The sequence below is a fragment of the Streptomyces sp. NPDC026062 genome, assembly GCF_055568375.1.
The window spans coordinates 1-22,748 of record NZ_JBVHOQ010000007.1 but is presented as its reverse complement, the minus strand read 5'-3'; the positions used below and the strand labels follow the sequence as shown (position 1 = coordinate 22,748).

General features: G+C 68.8%; 22 protein-coding genes. 8 read left to right on the top strand and 14 right to left on the bottom strand.

The window, feature by feature from the left end:
• Window positions 1-75: 75 nt before the first annotated feature.
• Window positions 76-786, top strand: coding sequence for an MBL fold metallo-hydrolase (locus ACZ4LX_RS08285; RefSeq protein ID WP_467642267.1), 711 nt, complete (start codon window positions 76-78; stop codon window positions 784-786).
• On the opposite strand, the gene ACZ4LX_RS08280 is transcribed toward ACZ4LX_RS08285, so the two are convergent.
• The 3 genes from ACZ4LX_RS08280 to ACZ4LX_RS08270 all read right to left on the bottom strand — a co-directional run bounded on the left by ACZ4LX_RS08280 (window position 745) and on the right by ACZ4LX_RS08270 (window position 2,639).
• Entirely contained in the window at window positions 745-1,782 is a 1,038-nt protein-coding gene (locus ACZ4LX_RS08280) for an NUDIX hydrolase (protein ID WP_467642265.1), read from the bottom strand. The two genes, ACZ4LX_RS08285 and ACZ4LX_RS08280, sit on opposite strands and share 42 nt — an antisense overlap.
• On the bottom strand, window positions 1,779-2,006 hold the full coding sequence (locus tag ACZ4LX_RS08275; protein ID WP_467642263.1) for a hypothetical protein: 228 nt from the start codon (window positions 2,004-2,006) through the stop codon (window positions 1,779-1,781). Before ACZ4LX_RS08275 ends, ACZ4LX_RS08280 begins: the two co-directional genes overlap by 4 nt.
• 429 nt (window positions 2,007-2,435) lie before the next feature.
• Window positions 2,436-2,639 carry a hypothetical protein gene (locus tag ACZ4LX_RS08270; protein WP_467642261.1) on the bottom strand — a complete coding sequence of 68 codons (204 nt, stop codon included), beginning with the start codon at window positions 2,637-2,639 and terminating at the stop codon, window positions 2,436-2,438.
• Between the two features lie 644 nt (window positions 2,640-3,283).
• Here ACZ4LX_RS08270 and ACZ4LX_RS08265 point away from each other — a divergent pair.
• Entirely contained in the window at window positions 3,284-4,960 is a 1,677-nt protein-coding gene (locus tag ACZ4LX_RS08265) for a type 2 periplasmic-binding domain-containing protein (RefSeq protein WP_467642259.1), read from the top strand.
• A 196-nt stretch (window positions 4,961-5,156) separates the two neighbouring features.
• Here ACZ4LX_RS08265 and ACZ4LX_RS08260 read toward each other — a convergent pair whose 3' ends face one another.
• From ACZ4LX_RS08260 to ACZ4LX_RS08250, 3 genes are all read right to left on the bottom strand, one after another.
• Window positions 5,157-5,642: an FUSC family protein gene (locus ACZ4LX_RS08260; protein ID WP_467642257.1), complete on the bottom strand. Its 486-nt coding sequence runs from the start codon at window positions 5,640-5,642 to the stop codon at window positions 5,157-5,159.
• Between the two features lie 43 nt (window positions 5,643-5,685).
• Window positions 5,686-6,291, bottom strand: coding sequence for a hypothetical protein (locus ACZ4LX_RS08255; RefSeq protein WP_467642255.1), 606 nt, complete (start codon window positions 6,289-6,291; stop codon window positions 5,686-5,688).
• Between the two features lie 261 nt (window positions 6,292-6,552).
• Window positions 6,553-7,734 carry an MFS transporter gene (locus ACZ4LX_RS08250; protein WP_467642253.1) on the bottom strand — a complete coding sequence of 394 codons (1,182 nt, stop codon included), beginning with the start codon at window positions 7,732-7,734 and terminating at the stop codon, window positions 6,553-6,555.
• A 92-nt stretch (window positions 7,735-7,826) separates the two neighbouring features.
• On the opposite strand from ACZ4LX_RS08250, the gene ACZ4LX_RS08245 reads away from it, so the two are divergent.
• Window positions 7,827-8,285, top strand: a complete 459-nt coding sequence (locus ACZ4LX_RS08245) for a winged helix-turn-helix transcriptional regulator (RefSeq protein ID WP_467642251.1) — start codon at window positions 7,827-7,829, stop codon at window positions 8,283-8,285.
• 190 nt (window positions 8,286-8,475) lie between these two features.
• Window positions 8,476-9,864 (top strand): CoA transferase, encoded by a 1,389-nt coding sequence (locus tag ACZ4LX_RS08240; protein ID WP_467642249.1) that lies wholly within the window; start codon window positions 8,476-8,478, stop codon window positions 9,862-9,864.
• A gap of 480 nt (window positions 9,865-10,344) precedes the next feature.
• On the opposite strand, the gene ACZ4LX_RS08235 is transcribed toward ACZ4LX_RS08240, so the two are convergent.
• The gene (locus ACZ4LX_RS08235) at window positions 10,345-10,611 is read right to left on the bottom strand and encodes a hypothetical protein (RefSeq protein WP_467642247.1); all 267 of its coding nucleotides are present in this window, start codon (window positions 10,609-10,611) and stop codon (window positions 10,345-10,347) included.
• Between the two features lie 171 nt (window positions 10,612-10,782).
• Here ACZ4LX_RS08235 and ACZ4LX_RS08230 point away from each other — a divergent pair, with 171 nt between their 5' ends.
• Window positions 10,783-11,499, top strand: a complete 717-nt coding sequence (locus tag ACZ4LX_RS08230) for a VOC family protein (protein WP_467642245.1) — start codon at window positions 10,783-10,785, stop codon at window positions 11,497-11,499.
• A gap of 117 nt (window positions 11,500-11,616) precedes the next feature.
• On the opposite strand, the gene ACZ4LX_RS08225 is transcribed toward ACZ4LX_RS08230, so the two are convergent.
• Window positions 11,617-12,273: a hypothetical protein gene (locus ACZ4LX_RS08225; protein ID WP_467642243.1), complete on the bottom strand. Its 657-nt coding sequence runs from the start codon at window positions 12,271-12,273 to the stop codon at window positions 11,617-11,619.
• Window positions 12,274-12,402: 129 nt separating this feature from the next.
• Window positions 12,403-12,528 (bottom strand): hypothetical protein, encoded by a 126-nt coding sequence (locus ACZ4LX_RS08220; protein ID WP_467721126.1) that lies wholly within the window; start codon window positions 12,526-12,528, stop codon window positions 12,403-12,405.
• A 245-nt stretch (window positions 12,529-12,773) separates the two neighbouring features.
• Here ACZ4LX_RS08220 and ACZ4LX_RS08215 point away from each other — a divergent pair, with 245 nt between their 5' ends.
• Window positions 12,774-13,316, top strand: coding sequence for an excalibur calcium-binding domain-containing protein (locus tag ACZ4LX_RS08215; protein WP_467642239.1), 543 nt, complete (start codon window positions 12,774-12,776; stop codon window positions 13,314-13,316).
• Window positions 13,317-13,383: 67 nt separating this feature from the next.
• Here the strand turns inward: ACZ4LX_RS08215 and ACZ4LX_RS08210 are convergent, their stop codons facing one another.
• Genes ACZ4LX_RS08210 through ACZ4LX_RS08200 form a run of 3 tightly spaced genes read right to left on the bottom strand, consistent with a single transcriptional unit; the run spans window position 13,384 to window position 16,515 of the window.
• Window positions 13,384-14,298 (bottom strand): carbohydrate ABC transporter permease, encoded by a 915-nt coding sequence (locus ACZ4LX_RS08210; protein WP_467642237.1) that lies wholly within the window; start codon window positions 14,296-14,298, stop codon window positions 13,384-13,386.
• Window positions 14,295-15,209: a carbohydrate ABC transporter permease gene (locus ACZ4LX_RS08205; RefSeq protein ID WP_467642235.1), complete on the bottom strand. Its 915-nt coding sequence runs from the start codon at window positions 15,207-15,209 to the stop codon at window positions 14,295-14,297. Before ACZ4LX_RS08205 ends, ACZ4LX_RS08210 begins: the two co-directional genes overlap by 4 nt.
• Window positions 15,210-15,225: 16 nt before the next feature.
• Window positions 15,226-16,515, bottom strand: coding sequence for an ABC transporter substrate-binding protein (locus tag ACZ4LX_RS08200; RefSeq protein ID WP_467642233.1), 1,290 nt, complete (start codon window positions 16,513-16,515; stop codon window positions 15,226-15,228).
• Window positions 16,516-16,775: 260 nt separating this feature from the next.
• On the opposite strand from ACZ4LX_RS08200, the gene ACZ4LX_RS08195 reads away from it, so the two are divergent.
• Complete coding sequence (locus ACZ4LX_RS08195; RefSeq protein WP_467642231.1) at window positions 16,776-18,821, top strand: NPCBM/NEW2 domain-containing protein; 2,046 nt, start codon at window positions 16,776-16,778, stop codon at window positions 18,819-18,821.
• A gap of 238 nt (window positions 18,822-19,059) precedes the next feature.
• Here the strand turns inward: ACZ4LX_RS08195 and ACZ4LX_RS08190 are convergent, their stop codons facing one another.
• Window positions 19,060-20,016, bottom strand: coding sequence for an ROK family protein (locus ACZ4LX_RS08190; protein ID WP_467642229.1), 957 nt, complete (start codon window positions 20,014-20,016; stop codon window positions 19,060-19,062).
• 182 nt (window positions 20,017-20,198) lie between these two features.
• Between ACZ4LX_RS08190 and ACZ4LX_RS08185 the strand changes: the two genes are divergently transcribed.
• Entirely contained in the window at window positions 20,199-21,227 is a 1,029-nt protein-coding gene (locus ACZ4LX_RS08185) for a LacI family DNA-binding transcriptional regulator (protein WP_467642227.1), read from the top strand.
• Between the two features lie 28 nt (window positions 21,228-21,255).
• Here ACZ4LX_RS08185 and ACZ4LX_RS08180 read toward each other — a convergent pair whose 3' ends face one another.
• Window positions 21,256-22,554, bottom strand: a complete 1,299-nt coding sequence (locus ACZ4LX_RS08180; protein WP_467642225.1) for a DUF6986 family protein — start codon at window positions 22,552-22,554, stop codon at window positions 21,256-21,258.
• Window positions 22,555-22,748: the final 194 nt, after the last annotated feature.

Here is a 22,748-nt window from a genome sequence, read left to right as displayed (position 1 = left end):
CGCTACGCGCTGGGCGAAGCTCGCCCAGAGCGTAGTTCCGCACAGGGGACGCCCGCTCCCGCATACGTTCCCGTCATGGAAATCGTCGAGGTGCTTCCCCAGCTGCACATGTTCCGTTTCCCGATCGGCCAGGCCTACCTCTGGCGCGACGGCACCGAGCTGACCCTGATCGACGCGGGCGACGCGAACGCGGCACCCGCCATCGAGGACGCCGTGCGCCGCCTCGGTCTCGACCCCGCCCGGACCGCCCGGATCGTGATCACCCACGGGCATCGCGACCACTACGGCGCGGCCCAGGAACTGGCGGACCGCCATGGCGCCGAGATCCTGGCGCACCGGCTAGACGCACCGGTGATCCGAGGCGAGGAGCAGATCGGCGATCCGGTGCTGCTCGACTGGGAGCGCCCGCTGCACGAGCGCGGGATGACCCTCCCCGTGGCTCCGCCGACCCGGGTCGACACCGAGTTGTCCGACGGTGTGGTGCTGCCGTTCGGCGGCGGGGCACGGGTGGTCCACTCCCCCGGCCACACCCCGGGGTCCATCGGTGTCCATCTGCCCCGGCACGGGGTGCTGTTCACGGGTGACTGTGTCGCCGGGGCGGGGCGCGTGATGCTGGGAGTGATGAACATCGACCGCGAGCAGGCCGTGGCGTCGTTCCGGCGGCTGGCCGCGCTGAAGGCGGCCACGGTCTGCTTCGGCCACGGCGATCCCCTCACCACCGACGCGGTCGCGGTCATGTCTGCCTCAGCCGACCGGGACTCCGGCCTCCAGGTTGAGCACGGCTGAACGCTCACGGGCACGCAGTGCCCAGCGCAGCCGTTCGTACCGGGTGGGCGGCAGCATGGTGGCCGCCTCCTCCTCGGTGGCGAACCGCCAGCCACGCAGCTCGGATCCGGGCAGCAGCAGCCGTTCGGCGTCCGCGCCCGGCAGCGTCCCGCCGTCGAAGAGGAGCCGCAGCCCTCCGTATGCGGGTGGCTGGGGCGCCTCCCAGTCGACGACGAGGAGTCTGGGCACCCGGTCGAGATGGATCCCTATCTCTTCGGCCACCTCCCGGATCCCGGCCTGCGCCGGCGCCTCACCCGCCTCCACGACACCCCCGGGGAACTCCCAGCCGGGCTTGTACGTGGGGTCGACGAGCAGCACCCTGCCGTGTTCGTCGAAGAGCAGCACGCCGGCCGCGACGGTCTCCGCCGTGGGGTCGGGTGTCTGGACGATCTCGCAGGCCGGGGCCGCCCCGGTGCGCACGGCCTCGGCGATGAGCTGGGCTGTCTCGCGGGGGGTGAGTGCGCTGTTGTCGATGGTGTGTGCATCCCGGGTGATCCAGTCGAGCGCCGAACGGTAGGGTTCGATGCGGTTGTACGCCCACTGCCCGGTGCCGTTGGCCTTCTCCGGTTCGTCGGGGAACTCGGCCCGGTGAGCGATCCGTTGACGCAGGATCGTTTCCTCAGGTGAGAGCAGTACATGACGTACCGTGATGCGCCTGGAGGCGAGTCCTCCGAATATCTCGTCGCGATACTCCTGTCGCAGCAGCGTCATGGGCACCACCAGCACTCCGCCGACCTCGGCAAGCAGCGCTGCCGCGGTGTCCACCACAAGACGCCGCCAGATCGGCAGGTCCTGGAAGTCGGTCACCTCGGCAAGCTTCTTCTGCGGCAGCAGGGATTCCAGTCCCGTGCCGGTCAGTTCCGGATCGTAGAAGGTGCTGTTCGGGATCAGATCGATCAGTTCATGCGCAGCGCGGGTCTTGCCCGCGCCGGACGCACCGTTGATCCAAACGATCACTCGTACTCCAAGATGGGAAGGCCGCTGAACTGCGGCGTAACAAAATTGTCGGGACCGTCTGGGAGACAGATGAGAAAGGGCGGCGTCCATAGCCCGGCTCCCAGCACCTCCTCCCACACCCTCTGGAGATACCCAACGATCCGCTCCTCCATCGCGAGGGTCACCTCGCTGTGGGTGCCCTCCACGCCCGGCAGCTCATGGCCCATCCGCTCCTCGACCGCCATGCGCGGGATGTCGCCCGGCTCGTCCGGCCTCACCTTGCGCGAGTGCCGCAGCCGGTACGTGTCCTCTCCGGCCCTCTCCTCGACCGCCGGGGGCGCCGGGTCGTGCCCACCGCTCGTACCGCTGCCGGGGTGCCCGCTCCTCGGCAGCGTCCCGGATCGGGAACCAGCAGACGTCGTCGAAGTCGGTGGAGAGCAGCGGCTTGCCCTGCAGCACCAGGAAGTCCCACGCGCTACGGGCCCGGCGGACGAACCTCGTACGGGGCCGGCCATCGGGCCGACCGTGCCCGGTGGCTCTCTGCCGACCACCGCAGTCGGCGGAGGCCGCCTCCAGCGCCCGCGACCGGCCGTGGTGCCGGACTCCTCGCTCTCCCAGCGGGCCCTGACAATGTGCTGTCGGACCATGGCCCGACAGCACCGGCTTGTGCTCCGTCATTGGGTGGTGAGGGCGATGACGGCGACCAGGACCGCGACGATCGCGACGAGGACACCGGCGGAAGCGACTGCGACGCCCAGGGGCTTCTCCAGACGGGGGTGACGGTGGGTGAGGTAAGCCAGACCGGCCAGGACAAGCCCGGACACGAGGACCAGGAGCAGACCGAAGAACAGGACGAGAGCGAGGTTGAGCGTGGACACGACGGAATCTCCGTTTCGGTGGGTGCGTTCCGGCTGAGCGCGGGGTCACATTCCGTGATCCGGGCCGAGGGGGTGACTTCTCGCGAATATCCGTTCCGGGAGCTTTCCGGAGGGACCTGACGGAGGGTGGAGCGGATTCGCGAGTTCTTGACTTACCGGTGGTGCGGTGGTGGCAGCACATGAACTCAGGGCTGTGCCGCCAGGCATTGCGGGTCAGCCTCTGGCGGCGGGTAAGCGCGCCCAGCGGGGCGGCGCGGGTGGCGCAGTGCGTCCGCACGGCATGGCGCTCGCTCGCTACCTGACGTCGCGGGCGGTAAGGGCTGTCCCGCACGCAAGAGCGAGGCCTGTCGGATCGATCCAGCTCTCGGAAAGTCCCGGAGCGAGGAGCACCGCGCCGGCGGCCGTCACGCCGACGCCTGTGACCGGCCTGGTCCGGAAGCCGAGGGCGGCACGGGTCTTCGAACGTTCTTGCATGTCGAACGCCTTCCGAGTTCGTTGAACGGGTCGACAACCAGTGATAGTTGGTAATCTGAGGCACATTTTCTGCCCGCTGTCCGCAACTGCGTGTCCGCGCAGGTCAACAGCACTGAAAGCAGCCGAAAGTTCTGGACGCGGCGGACGGATCAACCCGAGAGGCAGCATCAGTGCCTGATGAAGACCGGCCTTCCCGCAGGCTCAGCCCGGACCGGTTCGGCGACCTGCAGGGGACCGATGAGGCCAAAGCCCTTGCGCAATGGTTACGTACCCGTGTGGGCGACCGGAGCACGCGCACGCTGCAGGACGCTTTCCTCTACAGCCCCGGGAAAAGCCAGTGGAGTGACATCCTCAGCGGACGCAAGCTGATCTCCCCGAACCAGCTGAAGGCTTTGGTCGACTATCTGGTCCCCGAGCAGATCCTGCGGAGTGCGCATCTGCACGACGGGGAGCAACTGCTGAATGCCGCGCAACAGGCTGAGGCTGCCCGCAAGGCAGCCAGGTCCAGCTCACGCGCCGCTCCCGGCGACACCTCATCGACCGCCCCGGGCAAGACCGTGTCCGCGTTGCCCACGGACACCGCGGACAACGCGCCCACCAGCAGCGGCTCTGTACGCGCCCTGCCCGAGGACGGAGCGGACAGGCCGGACGCGGCGGACAGGCCGGACAGCGGCTCCGGTGCGGCCACTGGGGAGCCCCTCACCATTTCCGAGGGAAGCGAGCGGCAGGATCACGGCGCCGCGCCCTCGGCGACCGGGCCAGAGGCAAGTCGGGCCCGCGGGAACAGAAGGGGCGCGCGCCTTGCGGTGATCGGTACCGCTTGCCTCGCCCTCCTCGCCGGTGGAGGCGCGATCGCCTGGAACCACCTGCATGAAGAAGGGCAATCCGCTGGTGCATCCGGTGCCGCCCCCACCAGTCCCAGCCCCTCGGCCGCGCTTCCTCTCGATGACACCGCCTTCGCCGCTCTCGAAAGAGCGAGGAGCAGCAAAAAAGGAAAGGGAAATTTCAAATTTGTAGTCGGAGTGAAGAGGAACCAGAAAAAGCTGAGTGAAGAGGTGGACTCAAGGTGGACCGGCGCAGAAATTGACTATGCAGCCAAGGTACTCGAAGCCATGGGCCTCGAAGATTGGCAGTACGAGTTCAAAGGTGTAGCCACAGACGACCGGGAGAAGGCGCTGGCCGAGGGAGGAGGGGGAGGCGAAGAGATGAGCGGAACGGGCGTCGACATGTTCATCGGAACTTACGGAATCTCGGCGGCCAGAGAGAAGGGCAGCACAAAAAAACCTCCCGTAATTTTCGCCGGACCGTACCTTGAAACGGGACAAAAAATAATGATGCGAAGGGACCGTTCAAAGCACAGCGAGGCAATGTTCGCAGGCGAATCCAGGCCCGTGAACAACCTGACCGACCTCCCCGCCGATGCCCGCGTATGCGTAGTGAGCGGGTCCACCGCGGAAATATACGTAAACGAACTACGCAAGCAGAAGCAAAAGCAGAAAGAAGAACTCCCATACAAGATCATCCCGCGCAGTGACTACAACATTTGCGTAATGGATCTCGACAGAGGAAAAGACCCCGAGGCCAAGGGAGGCGTGGATGCGGTAATGACAGATGCCGCCATCCTGAAAGGATTCCAGGTGGATATGGATTGGAAATACATCATCAGCACGGATGATTTTGACAAGAGAGAGGAGTACGGAATCGGCCTGAGAAGCGACAGCGTGAAACTGAAGGACACGGTATGCAAGGCCATGGAAGAAGTGAAGGAATACCGTTCCACGGCATACGCACCTCTCGGAAAGAGTGTGACCGTTTCCCCAGAAATGTGGGCGTGCACCGGCACCTGAGCTCGGAGCGTCCGCCGAGCCGGGGCGGAGGAAGAGACTCCGGCGTGTTCCCCGGCGTTCCGGGCGGCCCGCGGTTCCGTCCCGGCAGCCCGGTGCTCGCTCGCCGGGGGATCCGCCCCGGCGCGGTCCAGGACTCCCCGCGGGACTGCTGGCCGGGACACCCTGAGGGCCGTCCGCTGCGATCAGCGGTCCGACATCAGGTTTGTTGTGACGGTGTGCTGGCGGGGCGCTTGGCGAGCAGCCCAGCCAGCAGCATGACGGACAGACCGATGCCCACACCGCACAACGTCCACAGCACCCGATAGCCTTCGGCGGCATCGTCGGAGGGCTGCGGCAGATCCACCAGAATGAGCGCACCGGCGGCGATGGCCGCACTGTAGAACGCGTAGTTCCAGAAGCGGATCAGAGCTCCGTGCATCAGCAGAACGAGTGCGACCACCTCAAGTCCGTGTTCCACCACGAGCAGCCTGAAGCCGCTTTCGCCGGCGGGCACCCACAACAGCAGCGCGGCGACGACGGCACCGATCAAAGCACCGCAAAGACGCTGCGCACTGACAAGGGCGGCCTGCTCCAGGCTGGGCTTCATCGCGATCATGGCGGCGATCGGGATCCAGGAGCCGTACGAGAGATCCAGTCCGAAGGCCAGCGCGACCGTTCCGGCCATGACCACGGCACGGATCACCGCGAACAGGATGAGCGGCCGGGTCAGCTTCCTTCGCGACGTGTCACCCGGAAGCTCCGAGAACGGCCGCCCCTCGTCCGTACCCCCTGACCAGCCACCAGAGAAAGGTCACCACGATCCACAGCGCCGCTCCTCCGGTCCAGGAGAGGACCTGAGCCCAGACGTAGCTGGTGACGTGGGCGTCCGAGTGAATGCCGGACTCGAATCCGACGGCGATGACGAACCAGATATTCAGAAGAAGCGCGTTGACGAATCTGCGTACCCCGAACGTGACCGCCGGCCCGGCCGCCGGCGTGAGCGCGAAGGACGCGAGCACCAGCCAGCCCCAGGCGTCCGAGCCGATACCGAAGGCCAGCGCGGTCACCCCCGCACCGGCCAGCGCGAAGGCAAAGATGTAGAACGCACGGTGTCCATAGCTGCCTCCGGGGTCGGCCAGCGCGGCAAACAGCAGGCCGAACAACGTGCTGAGCAGGTACACCTCGTGCCCGATCGCCCAGAAGATGAACATCGGCACCAACGCGGTATCCAGGAATGCCACCGCTCGCGGCCAGTTCAGCCCATCGGGGTTGAGCTCGAACACCTTCGACAGCCAGGTCCTGGTCTTCCCCCGGCCAACGGCCTGCCCTGCGGAGCCGCTCTCGGTGGTCACGACCGCTCCCTCTCAAACACATGCGCACGATTCGCTGAAAATGCACCTTCCGAGGTGAATTCTGCGATTCGGCAGAATTTGCGGCACTGCGACCCGCCGTGAACCGGCGACGAGAGACCGCCGCGCACGGCCGGCCGACCTGAGCGGCAAAGGAACACACAAGCTCAGCGCGAACGCCGTGAGAACGGCTCTGTCCGATCGCGTCGTCCCGCCGGATCCGTCCGCGGGACCGGCGCCGGCACGCTTCCGGGGCAAGTCCCGCTAAACCAGCGCGTCTCGTCGCGTGTCACCAACCGTGTGCCGGTCGACAGCCCAGACAGTGAGTGCACAGAGAGCGAAGGCGGCACCGAGAAGGCTGGAGCCGGCCCACCCCGCGGCGGAGTACACCGCGGTGGTGCCGATCGCTCCGACGGCGGAGCCGAGGGAGTAGAAGAGCATGTAGCCGCCGATGACACTGCTCGTACGGTGCGCGTACGCCGTCGTGAGCAGGTGTTGACTGCTGACGTGTACCGCTTGCACGGCGAAGTCGAGAACGATCACGCCGATGATGACCGGCCAGAGCGACCAGGAGGCCTGTCCGGTCGCCAGCCACGAAGCGGCCAGAAGTGCGAGTGCACCGCCCGTCACGATATCGGTGCGGCCGGCATCGGCCTTCCGCCCGGCTCGGGTGGCACCCAGCGCCCCGGCGAGCCCGGCGATCCCGAAGAGGCCGATCCGGGCCGTACTCAGATGCCATGGCTCAGCTGCGAGCGGCAGAGCCAGGCCGCTCCACAGCACTCCGAAGGAAGCGAACAAGAAGAACGCGATCAGTCCACGCGAGACGAACAGGCGCTCACGGAACAGGCGCCCCAGCGAGAGCAGTACCGCGCCGTACGTAGCCCGGCCGTCGCGTGGATCGGGAGGCAGGAGCTTGAGGGCGAAGCAGGTGAGCGCGATGAGAAGCACGGTCAGCACCACGTAGACGCTTCGCCATCCCCAGAGTGCAGCGAGACTTCCCGCGAGCACGCGCGCTCCGAGAATGCCGATGATGACGCCGGAGGTAACGGCGCCGAGCGTGCGGCCGCGTTCCGCCGCCGTGGACAGATCGGCGGCGAAGGCGACCGCGGTCTGAACAACGACCGCGAACAGGCCTGCGAGAGCCAGCCCCGTGAGCAGGAGCCACGGCTGGGCAGCGACTGCGGCCAGGGCCGTGCCGGCCGCGGCGAGGAGAAGGTGCCCGGCAATGAGCTTGCGCCGGTCGAACATGTCCCCCAGAGGGACAAGAAGGGCCAGGCCGATCAGGTAGCCGAGCTGCCCGGTGGTGACGATCCACCCCAAGTCGGCTTCCGGCAGGCTCAGATCGCCGCCGATCCGGGCCAGTACGGGCTGCGCCACGTAGATCGTCGCGACCGCGACCGCGCAGATCACGGCGAGCAGCGTCCTCCGGCCGGACCCAGGACTCATCGACACACCGACACCTCCAAATGAGTTGCAAATTGCAACCAAAATGAAGGTACGGCAGAATGGTTTCAATCCGCAACCCTTCAGGAGCAGTGATGGCTGACACAGCGCCCCGCGCAGACGGGATGCCCTGGACCGACCCGGCCTGCCCCGTTGCACGCACGCTCGACCTGGTCGGAGACCGGTGGAGCCTGCTGATCGTTCGCGACGCGATGGACGGCGCGCGAGCGTTCACCGACTTCCAGCACCGCACCGGAATCGCGCGCAACATCCTCACCGACCGCCTGCGACGCCTGATCGAACGAGGAATCCTCGACCGGCAGACCGCCCCGACGGGGCGGCGACAGAACTACGTCCTCACGGAGGCGGGACGAGACCTCTTCACTGTCATCGTGGCTGCGCGCCAGTGGGGGGAACGGCACGCCTTCGCACCCACTGAAACCCACTCCGTTCTCGTTGACGAGAGCGGTCTCCCGCTCCCGGAGCTGCGTCCCACCGGCATAGACGGCAGGCCGGTGGGCGTCGATACGACGTCTGTTCTGCACGAGCGCTGACCGCAGGGGAAGCCACCTGACACTCCCGGCGGAGCCACCCGGCGGCCGACAGTACGTTCACCCGTCCGCGCCGGGCACTTCAACCGGCCGAGGGAGCCCACCGGGCCGAATCTCAGCAGTACGCCGGCGAGGCCCTCGGGCCCTCACGCAGCCCTTCCCATACTGCGGCACTCAGTGCCACAGTATGGAGATGAATTCCCCCATCATTTCCGGGACCTCGCAGGCTTGGGCGGCACTGGGTGCCGATTCTTCGCTGCTCGACCGGGTGTCCTACGGCGGTCCGTCCGGAGGGCTGCCGGCGCGGCTGCCCGTCATGGAGCTGGCGCGGGCCACCGTCGCGGTGTGCTCGCTCGCGGCCGCCGAGCTCGCTTCCGTACGGACGGGGCGCCCCGTGCCCCGTGTGCGGGTCGATGACGAGGCAGTCGCGACGGCGTTCCTCAGCGACCGGTTGGTGCGGGCCGACGGGCGAGCGTGGTCGACCTTCGCGCCGCTGTCCCGGTTCTGGCGGGCGACCGACGGATGGGTTCGTACGCACGCCAACTACCCGCACCACCAGGACCGGTTGCTCGCCGCTCTCGGAGTGCCGGGGAACGCCGACGAGAAGGCGGTGGATGCGGTGGCCCGGACGATCGCGGGGCTTACCGCGCTGGAAGTGGAGGAGACCGTGTACGCGGCGGGCGGTTTGGCCGTCGCGGCACGCGGCCCCGAGGACTGGGCCGAGAGCGAGCAGGGGGTCATGGTTGCCGGGCAGCCGCTGCTGAACACGGCACGCATCGACGATGCCCCGGATCGATTGCTCGGTGATGCCGCACTACCGGGCGCGGGGCTGCGCGTCCTGGATCTGACCCGGGTACTGGCCGGACCGGTCGCCACCCGGACGCTGGCGTTGCTCGGCGCTGACGTGCTGCGGATCGACACCCCACAGCTGCCGGAAAGTCAGGAGGCCCACAACGACACGGGAATGGGGAAACGCTCGACCACCCTGGACCTGACACAGGCCACCGACCATAGGCTCTTCGAGGAACTGCTCGGAACAGCGGACGTGGTGGTCACCGGTTACCGGCCGGGCTCGCTGGAACGGTTCGGACTCACGCCCGAGGCGCTCGCCGAGCGCCGGCCGGGTCTCGTCATCGCCCAGCTCTCCGCGTGGGGCCGTTACGGACCGTGGCGCGAGCGGCGCGGCTTCGACAGCCTGGTCCAGGTGGCCACCGGCATCGCCGAGCTGGAGGGCTCGCCGGACACGCCCGGTACCCTGCCCGCTCAGGCACTCGACCACGGCACCGGCTATCTGCTCGCGGCCGGCATCCTGCGCGCGCTCACCGAGCAGCACCGCACGGGCGGCACACGGCTGGTCCGCCTGGCGCTGACGCAGACCGCGCACTGGCTCGTCCACGACCTGGCACTCGCTCCGGGTGCGGAAGAGGGCTTCGACGCCGAACGCCGGCTGACCGAGACCGACAGCCCCATGGGCCGGCTGCGGCACGCGCTGCCGCCGGTGTCGTACGACGGGGGCCCGGTGAACTGGGAGCGTCCGCCGGGGCTGTGGGGAACGGATGCCCCGGTCTGGAGCGGCGCCTGACGCATACCTTCGGGGCGTACGCCCCGTAGGCCGATGCGGTCGTGTCACGGCCGCCGGGAGCCGGACGGCCATGCCACCGCATCGCCCCTCCTACGGCACCGCACGGAGGGGTGGCAGGAGTCGGTCAGCGGCACCTGCGTCACGCCTGGCTCCTGCCCCGGAGACAACAAGCGCGTGCCGTGGGTGGTCGCTCACGAAAACAACCGCGCACCCGACGAGCCGGCCGCAGCCATCATGTTCCCGCGAGGGGCTCGCGGGGGCCCGCCGGGGCCCGCGGGGCAGCCGGCCCGCGAGGAGTTCGCGGCGGCCTGCCGCGAGGAGGGCATCGCGGCTGGGCTCCCGTACCGCACAGGCGTCCGCTGTTCCCTCCCCGCGCGGGCCCCTGTCCCTCTCGTGCCGACGCCCTGCCCACCGGAGGGAGGGCGGCGTCGTCGACGACAGTGCGACGGCATCTCTTCGTACTGCGGGCCCCTCGGGGCGCTAAGGCGTGTCGCCCCGCCAGTCCCACTTGTCCGAATCCTCGGCCCGCGGCCCGTACTCGGCCCTGCCTCCCGCACCGTAGGCGCCGATCTCGGTGACCAGCGCGGAGCCGTCCGCCAGCGCCACCTTCGTCCAGCCGGTCACATCCAGCAGCAGCCCGTCGAGCGGTCCGCCCACCAGCTCCCGGTAGTCCCGCCCCGGACGGGGGCCGGGATCCGGGTCGTCGTGATCGGCGCCGTACACCCGTCGCCGCATGATCTCGTCCATACCCGAAGGATCGCATCGAGCACTGACAACCAAGAGGAGCATCAACCTCCTCACCGCCGAGCCCGCGACGCCGGATACCCGGATGCGGGCGTGCACCGTCGCTCCTAGGATGCGCCCGATGGAAGGGCCAGGCACCGAAGCGCCCCTCAGCGAAGCGGAGATACTCGGATCATGACCAGTCAGCTGTTCGCCATCTGCTTCAACGCCACCCGGCCGTCCGGTCTGGCACGATTCTGGTCCGGGGTCCTGGGCTGGGAGTTGGCTGACGGACCGGAGCACGACATCGCGCTCCTGCCCCCCGATCCCGCAGGGTTCCGCATCCGCTTCCTGCCGGGCAGGGAGCTGAAGACCGGTCAGAACCGGGCGCACTTCGACCTGACGAGCGCCTCCCCGGAGGATCAGCGGCAAACGGTGGCCCGGGCGCTGGAGCTCGGTGCCGCGCACATCGATGTCGGTCAGCTCCCGGAAGACGGGCATGTGGTGCTCGCCGATCCGGACGGCAACGAGTTCTGTGTCATCGAGGCAGGCAACAAGTTCCTCGCGGACACCGGCTTCATCGGAGCGCTGGCCTGTGACGGTACGCAGGAGGTCGGCTACTTCTGGAGCGAGGCCCTGCGGTGGCCGCTGGTCTGGGACCAGGACCAGGAGACCGCGATCCAGTCACCGCACGGCGGCACGAAGATCACGTGGGGCGGACCGCCGGTGGCCCCGAAGACGGGAACCAACAGACTGCACTTCGAGCTGAGGCTCCCCGCCGGTGCCGACGAGGAAGCCGAGGTCGACCGCTTGGTCTCGCTCGGCGCCACGCGCACCGGCGTCAGCGAGGACGGCAGGATTCTGATGCTCGACCCCGACGCCAACGAGTTCTCCGTACAAAGGCCTTGCTGAAGGCTGTCGCACAATTCCGTGACCGCGTGCGTTCGCCGGGTTGCCGGACGGGACAGGGGCCCGGTGTGCTCTCGCGGTGGGGGCACGATCATCGGCCTGGCCGAGGCCCATCCGCTGTCATGAGCGGGGTGTGCTGTCCGAGCGCCACGTGATGGGGCGAGGGTGTCCCGGCAGTTCGGCGCGGCCGGTGGCCCACAACAAGGTGCGCCAGGGGTCCGCGCCGCCCGGAGCCTCCGGGAACAGGCGGGCGAGCGCCCGCGAGCAGAGGGCTGAGGGCGGGGTCCAGTCGAGCCCGAAGCCTTCCGCCAGGTCGTGCGTGTGCACCAGCGTCTCCTGCAACGCCAGCGCAGCGAAACCTTCGGGGTCCGACACCCCGGCGGCATGGTGGGCGCGGACGTGGGGCGGCGTCGTACGCACCATGGCGACCAACAGCGCGCCACACGCCTCCAGTACCTGCATCAGGCCGGCCGGACCCGCGTCACGGTCCGCGAGGAAGAATGTCACGGGTCCGTCCGGCCTCGCCCGGTGCAAAGCGAAGGGCACATGGGTGTCCAGCGGTGGTCTCTGCGGCCCCAGCTGCGCGGCGTAGTAGAACAGGTCGTTGGCGAGGTGCTCGGCGGTCTCCCAGCAGTCCCACTCCAGCGAACCGGCCTTGGCTCCCCACCCCTGCGGGGGCGCGTCCCGAAGGACGCCCACGGTGAGCCGCACGGCAAGGTCCACGTCGTCCGCTGTGACGGGGGACAGCTCTGATCCCGTTTCGACTGATCGAGACATGGCAGCACCGTATCGCGAGGGAACAGGACAGTCCCTCCAGCCGTGTGGAGTTGGCGGCGGTCGAGCCTCGGCAGCCGGCCACCGCACGAGCCGAGCTTCTTGCGGCCCGGGGCGGTACCGCTCCGAAACTCACGCCGCGGGACGCCGGTGCGCCTCCGCGTTCGCAGCCGACGACAGCCATTGCCCACCGATGACGATCATCTCCTGGAGCGCGTCCACCCCGATATGGGCCGACATCCGGAGTGCGGCGGCCAAGGCTGCACGCTGTGCGTTCCCGCCGTCCACCGCCGGCTCCTCGATCACCGCCAACCGCTCGGCGCAGCCTCCCGGAACGCGCGCGCTTCCATGACCGGCCATCAGCCCAAGAGGCGGGACAGGCCACCAGTGATCCACTTTCCCCACACAACTTGGTCACAAGTTCATCACCACCGGAACATCACCCTCCCCTGCCGCGAGTGGCGCGGCTAACGTCACCTCTCCACGCACATTCAGGGGGACGTATGTCGCACAATCCGCCGTCGGTTCAGCCGCCATGGGGGCAGCCGCCGCAGCCCGGCGGCCCCGACCCGTACGTGGGCCCGCCGCAGCCCGCGCCGCGGCCGGGCTGGACCAGGAAGCGGATCGTCATTCCGGCGGCGGTCGTCCTGTTCTTCATCGGCGTCGGCATGGGCGGAGCCGGTAACGGCGACGGCGACAGGACCGAGAAGGCAGCCACAGCCTCGGCGGCCCCGACCGTGACCGTCACAGCGACCGCCACCGCATCGGCGAAGCCCGGCCCCGCGGTGACGGAGACCGTCACCGCCAGTCCGAAGCCGGTGCCCACCGTCACCAGGACAGTGACGGTCAAGGTCACGGTCGCACCCGATTCAGGCACCTCCGGGGGCTCCGGTTCGGACGACGACAACGGCGGTGGTGGCGGCGGGGCGACGTACTACGCCAACTGTTCCGCGGTCCGGGCGGCCGGCGCCGCCCCCATTCACGCGGGGGACCCCGGCTACGCGTCCCACCTCGACCGTGACGGTGACGGTGTCGGCTGCGAATAGAAGGACGGCGAAGCCGTCAGCCGGCCCCCGCGGGGCCGGCTGACGGCACGTTCCGGCATGCGGCGGGTCATCCTTTGCCGGACCCCAGCGTGAGCCCGGCGACGAAGTGCCGCTGAAGCAGCAGGAAGACCACCAGCGTCGGGAGCGCGACGATCACCGAGCCGGCGGCGAGCAGGTTGTAGTCGGTGAAGAACTGCCCGCGCAGGTTGTTCAGGGCCGAGGTGACCGGGAGCTTGTCCCCGTCGGAGATGAAGACCAGGGCCCAGAGGAAGTCGTTGTACATCCAGGTGAACTGGAGCGTGCCCAGAGCGGCGAGCGCGGGGCGGCACAGGGGCAGGGTGATCCGCCAGTACTGGGTCCAGACGCCCGCCCCGTCCACCACGGCTGCCTCCAGGATCTCCCTCGGCAGGGTCCGCATGAAGTTGGCCAGAACGAACACGCAGAAGCCGAGCTGGAATCCGACCTGCACCAGGATGACGGCCCAGTAGGAGTCGAACATCGTCATCGAGTCGGACGTCCAGTAGGGCAGCGGGATGCGGTTGAAGACGACGTACAGGGGCGTGACGATCACCTGCTGCGGAAGCAGGTTCCCCGCGGTGAAGAGCATCAGCAGCACGAGCCCGCCGCGCATCCTCAGCCGGGCGAGTGCGAACGCCACGAACGAGGCGAGGAACAGGGTGATGAGAACCCCGGGCACGGCGATGATCATGGTGTTGACGAAGTACTTCGTCATGCCCGAGTCGGTGAACGCCTGCCGGTAGTAGTCCAGCGAGAGATGTCGGGGCAGCGAGAAGTAGCCGTGCTCCGATGTCTCGCCGTACGGCCTGAGCGAGGCGTACACGGCGAGCAGCAGGGGTGCGAGAAAGGCGAGCGAGACCGTCATCAGAAAGGCGTGCACGCCGAGCCGGCCGGGACGGATTCGGCGCCGGGCCGTGGCGGGGGCGGACGGGGCCGGACGGGGTGCGGCTGTCTGCGTGGTCATCGGTCCTTCTCCCCTCGGATCTCCTGGACCAGGTACGTCACGACGAATCCCAGGGAGACGACCAGCAGGACGACGGCGATGGCGGAGCCGAACCCGATCCGGCTGGCCTCGCCGATGATGTTGTCGGTGACGAGCACCGAGAGCAGTTCCAGGCCGTTCCGGCCGTGGTTGACCGCGTAGACGATGTCGAAGGCGCGCAGCGACTCGATGACGGTGATGACGCCGACGATGATGTTGACCGGGCGCAGCGTCGGAAGGACGACGCGGAAGAAGGTCTGGCTCTCGCTCGCCCCGTCGATGGCGGCGGCTTCCTTGAGGGACGTGTCCACGGCTTTGAGCCCGGCGAGGTAGAGGATCATCACATAGCCGGTGTGGCGCCAGGCGGCTGCGAGCAGGACCATCCAGATATTGAGGTCGGGATCGCCCAGCCAGTCGGTCGGTGACGCGGTGTCGCCGACGATCGCGTTGAGAGCTCCCTGGTCGCGGGAGAAGACCAGTTGCGCGATGAAGCCGACCACGGCCAGGGAGAGCACGACGGGCATGTACAGGGTCGACTGGTAGAAGCGGCTGAATCGCACGCCCTTGTCGATGAGTACGGCGAGGAGCAGGCCGAACGGTGTGGCGACCAGGCCCAGAAAGGCGAGCCAGAGCAGGTTGTGGCGGGCGGCGGGCCAGAACTGCGGGTAGTTCGTGAAGAGGTTCGTGTAGTTGCGTGTTCCGACCCACTCGATGTCGCCGATGCCGTCCCAGCTGGTGAACGAGAGGACGACGGAGGCGAGGGTCGGCCCCCACACGATGGCGATGTCGAGCAGTACGGGTATGCCGAGCAGCGCGCCGAGCACGACGAGGTCGCGGCGGGTGAACCGCCGCGAGCCCCGCCGTCCGGTGCGCCGCCCCGAGATGAACGACACGGTCGGTACTCCCGGTTCAGTCCGTTGCGAAGATGGTCTTCTTCTGCCGTTCGATGTCGTTGACCAGCCCGTCCACGTCGTCCGGACTGCTGATGAACTTCTGGATCGCCTGGATCATGACCGTGGACGAGAAGTCCGGACGGGTGTCCCGGTCCAGGAACTGCGAGATCTGCTTCGCCCCGGACACCAGCTCGACGGCCTTCTTCTGGATGGCCGAGTACTGGGAGGTGTCCGCCCGGTCGCTGACCGCGATGTTGTTCGGGTCACTCTTGAGATAGATGTCCTCGGCCTTGCCGGTGGCGAGCCACTTCAGCAGGTCCTTGGCGCTCTCCAGGCTCTTCTTGTTCTTGAGGTTCTTCGACTTCTTCGCCAGCAGGAACCCGTCGATCGGGGCCTCGACGGCATCCTGGCCGTGCTCCGGGTTGATGACGGGGAAGGGGAAGAAGTCGAGGTCGTCCTGTTCGGCCTTGGGGAACTGCGCTCCGGGGTGCGGCAGGCCGAAGACCGCCATCCCGGCGTCGCGCTTCTGGAGGCTGGTGGCGGCCTCCTGCCAGGTGCGGCCGTTGGCACCCTGCTGGCAGTACGGGAGCAGACGCCGCCAGGTGTCGAAGACCTCTCTGACGCGCTTGTCCGTCCACGCTTCCTCGCCTGCCATCAGGCTCTTGTGGAACTCGTATCCGTTGGTCCGCATGTTGATGTAGTCGAAGGTGCCCATTGCGGGCCAGCCGTCCTTGTCGCAGAAGGCGATGGGGTCCAGCTTGTCCTTCTGCATCTGCTTGGCCAGGGCCACGTACTCGTCCAGTGTCCTGGGCGCCTCATAGCCGCGTTCGGCAAAGAGGCTCTTCCGGTGGAAGACGGCCCAGGGATAGTAGTAGTACGGAGTGAGGTACTGCTTGCCGTCCTCGCCGCTGGACTGGGCCTTCAGGGCATCCGAGAACCCTTCGTAGCCCTCCCAGTTGTCACTGATGTCGTACAGCAGCCCCTTCTTGGCGAAAAACTGCATGCGGTTTCCGGCGAACCACATGAAGACATCATCGGGCTTGCCCTGGAGATAGCGGTTGATGTTCTCTTGGAAGGTGTTGTGGTCAACGGTGTTGACCTTCACCTTCCGGCCGTCGGACTGGCCGGCATAGGCCTTGAATGCGTCGGCGAACGCCTTCTTCGGAACGGGGTCGGACGAATTCGAGCCCAGGGTGATGGTCCTGCCGTCCCCTCCGGGGGCCCCTCCGCACGCGGTGAGCAGCGCGGGAAGCGTGACCGCGCCGGCTCCGACTGCCGCGCCACGCAGCAGACTTCGCCGGGACATCCGATGTCCCGCGACACTGCCGGGCAGATCTGACCTGTCGTACGAGTGCACCACGATCCCCTCCTCCGGAAGGCAACCCAACACAAACGAACGTGCGCTTGGATCACACTCCCAACAGAGGCCCCAGTCAAGGGTTTTGACGAGATACCGAACAACCGACACTCCCCCTCTTCCAACATAGTTCAACAGGCTCTAACGTAATCGCTCGTCTTGGCGTGCACATGTCGCCACTCGATTCGGCACGAGTACGGAGGAACGTAATGGTGCGTCATCTTCCAGGCCGTACCACCCGCGCAAGCCGCCACAGAGTCATCGGAGCGCTGACCGCAGGCCTCCTGTGTGCGGCGGGATTCACCCTTCCCGCCACCGCCCAGCCCCTGGCCCCGGCCCCACTGCCGACGGCGGGCGACCCGGTCGGCAGCGGTCTCGCGCTCACCCCTCCCATGGGCTTCAACAACTGGAACTCGACCCATTGCCGGGCCGAGTTCGACGAGGCGATGGTGAAGGGGATCGCCGACATCTTCGTCGAGAAGGGGCTCAGGGAGGCGGGCTACGAATTCGTCAATCTGGACGACTGCTGGGCCAAGCCGCAGCGCAATGCGGACGGCAAGCTGGAAGCCGACCCGGTGCGATTCCCGAACGGCATCGAGGCCGTCGCCGACTACGTCCACTCGAAGGGACTCAAGCTCGGCATATACACCAGCGCGGGTACCAAGACCTGCGACAGCGTCGGGATTCCCGGTGCGCTCGGACACGAGTACAGCGATGCGCAGCAGTTCGCCGACTGGGGCGTCGACTACCTCAAGTACGACAACTGCAACAACCAGGGCGTGGACGCGAAGAAGCGCTATTCAGCCATGCGGGACGCACTGGCCGCCACCGGCCGGCCGATCGTCTACAGCATCTGCGAATGGGGCCAGAACAAACCCTGGGAATGGGCCGCCGAACTGGGCAACCTCTGGCGCACCACGGGAGACATCAACGACAGCTGGGGCAGCATGCTGTCGATCATGAAGCAGAACCTGCCGCTCGCCTCGGCGGCCGGCCCCGGCCACTGGAACGACCCCGACATGCTGGAGGTCGGGAACGGCGGGATGACGGACACGGAGTACCGCACCCACTTCTCCATGTGGTCGGTGATGGCCGCTCCCCTGCTCATCGGCTCCGATCTGCGCACGGCGACGCCCGAGACATATCGGATCCTCTCCAACCGCGAGGTCATCGCCGTCGACCAGGACCCGTTGGGCAAACAGGGTGTCGTGCTCTCCTCCGACGGCGGGCGCTGGATCGTCGCCAAGGAGATGCGGGACGGCAGCCGGGTCGTGGCGTTGTTCAACGAGACCGGGAGTGCGCAGCACATCTCGACGACGGCCGAGGCCGCGGGGCTTCCGCCGGCCCACGCCTACACGGTGCGCGACCTGTGGGCACACACCACGCGCAACACGGCGGGCGGCCTCTCCGCGACCGTCCCGGCCCATGGGACGGTCCTGCTGCGCGTGGCAGCCGACAGCCGCTGGGCCCTGTATCCGCCCGCGGTGGAACTGGCTCTGGACGGGAGCCCGCTGGTGGAGGCGGGCCGTACGGCACAACTGGTGACCACGGTCACCGGTCTGGGCCGGACGCCCGCCGTGAAGGTGTCGGCCGCACTCACCGGGCCGGCCGGCTGGCGGGTCGCGGCCGAGTCCGCGACCACCGCGGCCGCCCTGCCGACGGGCAGGTCCCTGACCACACGCTGGCGGGTGACGGCTCCGGCCGGCACGGCCACCGGTACCTACGATCTGACGCTCACCGCGCAGTACCGCTCCCCCTCCGGGGAGCGGGTGCGGTCCTCCGTACCGTTCCAGGCCCATGTGGTGACCGCTCCGCCGGCCGGCGGGAGTTACCTGAGCGATCTGCCACAGCTCTCCGCGGCCAACGGCTACGGACCCGTCGAGAAGGACACCAGTAACGGTGAGAGCGCGGCAGGCGACGGAAATCCTCTGACCATCGGCGGCGAGGTGTACGCGAAGGGGCTGGGCATGCATGCGGCCGGTGCCGTCGAGTACTACGCGGGCGGCATGTGCGACACCGTGACGGCCGACGTCGGGGTCGACGACGAGAAGGGCGCCAAGGGGAGCGTTGCCTTCGAGATCTGGGCGGACGGCACGAAGGCGGCGTCCACCGGAGTCCTGACCAACGCGATGGCCGCGCAGCCGCTCTCGGCGGACGTCAGCGGTGCCCAGGTCGTACGCCTGGTGGTCACCGACGGGGGCGACGGAGTCGACTCCGACCACGCGGACTGGGCGGACCTCCGGATCACCTGCTGAAGCCGGATGTCCGAGGGGCCGGGTGCCCGGAGGGGCCGGGTGGCGGCCGCCTGCCGCCCCGACGCCCCCCCCCGGGGGGCCCAACCCCGGCCGGGGGGACCCCCCCGGCGCCGCCTCCGACGGGGGGCTGCCTGGTCAGCGACGGCGGGGCCGTCGCTGAGCGGAAGGCCGGGCCACGTCAGAGGAGTTCCGGACGGGACCACACCTGGGGCTGCCCGGGGCTGAAACCGGTGTCCTTTTAGACGGCGACCGCCCCGTCCGTGCCCACACGCACGGCGAAAGCCGCTGCCGCCGCGCCGACCAGTCCCGCGTCGTTGCCCATGACCGCCGGTGCAACGGTCAGATTCCGCACGAACGACAGCGTCGCGTACCGCCGCAGTGCGCTGCGCAGCGGGGAGAACAGCACATCGCCCGCACCGGCGACCCCGCCGCCGATCACCGCGATGTCGATCTCGACCAGGGCGGCCGTGGCAGCGATGCCCGCAGCCAGCGCCTGTGCGGCGCGCTCGAACGACGCGACCGCGACCGGGTCCCCCGCCCGTGCGGCGGCCGCGACCGCCGCAGCCGTCGTGTCACCGTCCGGTCCTGGCCGCCAGCCGGACTCCCGTGCGCGGCGTGCGATGTTGGGGCCGCTCGCGATGCGCTCGACACAGCCGCGCGCCCCGCACGGGCACGGGTCGCCGTCGAGGTCCACGCTGATGTGTCCGATGTGGCCCGCGTTGCCGCTCGGGCCGGGGTGCAGTGCGCCGCCGAGGACCAGCCCGCCGCCGACGCCGGTCGACACGACCATGCACAGCGCGTTGTCGTGACCGCGAGCAGCGCCCAGCCAGTGCTCGGCCGCGGCGATCGCGACACCGTCGCAGACGAGCTCGACCGCGAGGCCGCCGGTCGCCGCCCTCACCCGTTCCACCAGGGGGAAGCCCCGCCAGCCGGGTACGTTCACGGGACTGACCGTCCCGGCGACGGCGTCCACCGGACCGGCGCTGCCGATACCGACGGCCGCCGCCCGCGCCCAGAGCGGTGACGCGGACAGTTCCGCCAGCACCTCGCCGACCGCCGCCATCACCGTTTCGCCGTCCTCACGGGCGGGCGTCGGACGTTGCGCCCGCACGCGGAGCGTGCCCTCGCGGTCCACCAACGCTCCGGCGATCTTGGTGCCGCCGATGTCCAGCGCGGCAACGAGGTCGGTATGCATCGGTGTGGCTCCGTGGGTGAAGGGGTGGGACCTGCGGCTTGAGTAAATAGTCTGCATAGTCTCCATTCACTTGACAACGTTGTCCAGGGCCTATGCTCGACGCCACAGCCTCCGGCCACCCCCGCGGCACCTTCCGCGCGGCCGGTCCGGACGGCCCGTAACCGAGGACAGGACTGCGCACCGTGGCCGAGACCACCCGTCACCCCGAGCCCCGCTATGGCAACCGGCCGACCATGAAGGACGTGGCCGCCCGTGCCGGAGTGGGCCTCAAGACGGTCTCGCGCGTGGTCAACAGCGAGCCGGGCGTCACACCTGACACCGAGCGCCGGGTCCAGGAGGCCATCGACGCGCTGGGCTTTCGCCGCAACGACAGCGCGCGGGTGCTGCGCAAGGGCCGCACCGCCTCGATCGGCCTGGTCCTGGAGGACCTCGCGGACCCCTTCTACGGGCCGTTGAGCCGCGCCGTGGAAGAGGTGGCCCGCGCCCACGGCGCCCTGCTCATCAACGGCTCCAGCGCCGAGGACCCGGAGCGCGAGCAGGAACTCGTGCTCGCGTTGTGCGCACGACGCGTCGACGGGCTCATCGTGATTCCCGCCGGCGACGACCACCGCTATCTGGAGCCGGAGATCAAGGCTGGCATAGCTACGGTCTTCGTGGACCGCCCGGCGGGCCGGATCGAGGCCGACATGGTGCTCTCGGACAGCTTCGGCGGCGCTCGCGAGGGCGTCGCCCATCTCCTGGCGCACGGCCACCGCCGGATCGGGTTCATCGGTGACCAGTCCCGGATCCACACCGCGACCGAGCGACTGCGCGGCTACCACGCCGCCATGACCGATGCGGGGATCACGGTCGAGGACTCCTGGGTCTCGCTCGGTTCCACGGAGGCCGACCGGGTCCGTCAGGCCGCCGAGACCATGCTGTCCGGCCCCGAACCCGTGACCGCCCTCTTCGCGGGCAACAACCGTGTGACCGTGACCGCTGTGCGTGTGCTGGCCGGATGGGAGCGGCCCGTCGCCCTGGTCGGCTTCGACGACATCGAGCTCGCGGATCTGCTGGGCATCACCGTCATCTCCCAGGACGCGGCGGCCGTCGGCCGCACCGCGGCCGAGCACCTCTTCCGGCGGCTCGACGGCGCCGACCACGCGCCGGCACGCGTCGAGCTTCCGACGAGGCTGATCGCGCGCGGCTCGGGCGAGCTGCGCCCGGCCTGAACCGGAGCTCGCCTGCCGCGCGGGCGGACTACGGCGCCGTCACCGTCAGTCCGCCACGCCGAGGTGAGGCGAACGCGTCCAGCTCCGCGCGGGTCAGCCCGGTCAGCCGGGCCACCTCGGCGGTGTCCAGCGCGCCGCAGTCGATGCCGCGCAGCAGGTAGCCGCTGAGCGCCTTGGCGGTGGCGGGTTCGTCCATCACGTCGCCGCCCGCCTTCGCCACGTATGCGGCGAGCCGGGCCGCGGCCTGCTCAAGGCCCTCGCGGTAGAAGGCGTAGACCGCCGCGTAGCGGGTCGGGAGGTGGCCCGGGTGCATGTCCCAGCCCTGGTAGTAGGCGCGGGCCAGGGCGCGCCGGGTGAGTCCGTAGTGGAGCCGCCAGGCCTCGTGCACCTGGGAGGTGGGCCCCACCGGCAGGACGTTGGTGGAACCGTCGGAGACACGTACGCCGGTGCCCGCGGCGGCCACCTGCATCACGGCCTTCGCGTGGTCGGCCGCTGGATGGTCACTCGCCTGGTATGCGGCGCTGACCCCGACGCAGGCGCTGTAGTCGAACGTGCCGTAGTGCAGACCCGTGGCCCGGCCCCGCGCGGCGTCGATCATACAGGCCACGGCGGCAGTGCCGTCGGCAGCGAGGATCGACTGGCTGGTCTCGATCTGGATCTCGAAGCCGAGCCGCCCGGAGGGAAGCCCGTGCGTCTCCTCGAAGGCTTCGAGGAGCTGGACGAAGGCGGTGACCTGTTCGGGGTAGGTCACCTTCGGCAGAGTCAGCACAAGCCCGTCGGGAAGACCACCCGCCTCCATCAGTCCCGTGAGAAAGACGTCCGTGGTGCGGATGCCCCGGTCACGCACGGCCGCCTCCATGCACTTCATGCGGATGCCCATGTACGGCGCCGCCGTTCCGTTCACGTACGCCTCCGAGACCAGGCGGGCCGCACGGGCCGCGGCCTCGTCCTCCTCGGCGTCGGAGCGGGGGCCGTATCCGTCCTCGAAGTCGATACGGAGATCCTCGACGGGCTCACGGCTGAGCTTGGCGCGTACGCGCGCGTGGACGGGTCCGGCGAGCTCGGCCGGGATTCCGAGCACGGCTGCGAGTGAGGCGGCGTCGGGGGCGTGTTCGTCGAGTGCCCGCAGTGCCTGGTCGCCCCAGGAACGGATGGTGTCCGCCGTGAAGGTGTCTCCGGGCACATAGACCGTGTGGACGGGCTGACGCGTTCCGGGGTCGCCCGGGTAGCGGCGGGCGAGTTCGGCGTCCACCGCTGTGAGCGAGGCACTGATCGCCTCGCTGACCACGCCTGCGAGGCTCGTCGCCACCTTCTCCTGCTGACCCATTTCCGCACCCTCCACGCTCTCGACGCTTCCGCTTCCCGGAATCAACAATCCGCATGGTGAAGTTATAAGGCTGTCGTATCCGCGTCAATGGTGATCGGAAACGGCCCGGGGCCGCGCGGTGGGATTCACCGTGCGGCCCCGGGCCGTCGAGCGTGTGCGCCGCCCGGACGGGTCAGCCCTTGCGGGCGGTGATC

Coding starts and splice junctions, on each gene's coding strand:
- ACZ4LX_RS08285 (WP_467642267.1), top strand. CDS start 76: ATGGAAATCGTCGAGGTGCTTCCCCAGCTGCACATGTTCCGTTTCCCG.
- ACZ4LX_RS08275 (WP_467642263.1), bottom strand. CDS start 2,006: ATGGCGGTCGAGGAGCGGATGGGCCATGAGCTGCCGGGCGTGGAGGGC.
- ACZ4LX_RS08250 (WP_467642253.1), bottom strand. CDS start 7,734: ATGAGTCCTGGGTCCGGCCGGAGGACGCTGCTCGCCGTGATCTGCGCG.
- ACZ4LX_RS08245 (WP_467642251.1), top strand. CDS start 7,827: ATGGCTGACACAGCGCCCCGCGCAGACGGGATGCCCTGGACCGACCCG.
- ACZ4LX_RS08240 (WP_467642249.1), top strand. CDS start 8,476: ATGAATTCCCCCATCATTTCCGGGACCTCGCAGGCTTGGGCGGCACTG.
- ACZ4LX_RS08235 (WP_467642247.1), bottom strand. CDS start 10,611: ATGGACGAGATCATGCGGCGACGGGTGTACGGCGCCGATCACGACGAC.
- ACZ4LX_RS08230 (WP_467642245.1), top strand. CDS start 10,783: ATGACCAGTCAGCTGTTCGCCATCTGCTTCAACGCCACCCGGCCGTCC.
- ACZ4LX_RS08225 (WP_467642243.1), bottom strand. CDS start 12,273: ATGTCTCGATCAGTCGAAACGGGATCAGAGCTGTCCCCCGTCACAGCG.
- ACZ4LX_RS08215 (WP_467642239.1), top strand. CDS start 12,774: ATGTCGCACAATCCGCCGTCGGTTCAGCCGCCATGGGGGCAGCCGCCG.
- ACZ4LX_RS08210 (WP_467642237.1), bottom strand. CDS start 14,298: ATGACCACGCAGACAGCCGCACCCCGTCCGGCCCCGTCCGCCCCCGCC.
- ACZ4LX_RS08200 (WP_467642233.1), bottom strand. CDS start 16,515: ATGTCCCGGCGAAGTCTGCTGCGTGGCGCGGCAGTCGGAGCCGGCGCG.
- ACZ4LX_RS08195 (WP_467642231.1), top strand. CDS start 16,776: ATGGTGCGTCATCTTCCAGGCCGTACCACCCGCGCAAGCCGCCACAGA.
- ACZ4LX_RS08190 (WP_467642229.1), bottom strand. CDS start 20,016: ATGCATACCGACCTCGTTGCCGCGCTGGACATCGGCGGCACCAAGATC.
- ACZ4LX_RS08180 (WP_467642225.1), bottom strand. CDS start 22,554: ATGGGTCAGCAGGAGAAGGTGGCGACGAGCCTCGCAGGCGTGGTCAGC.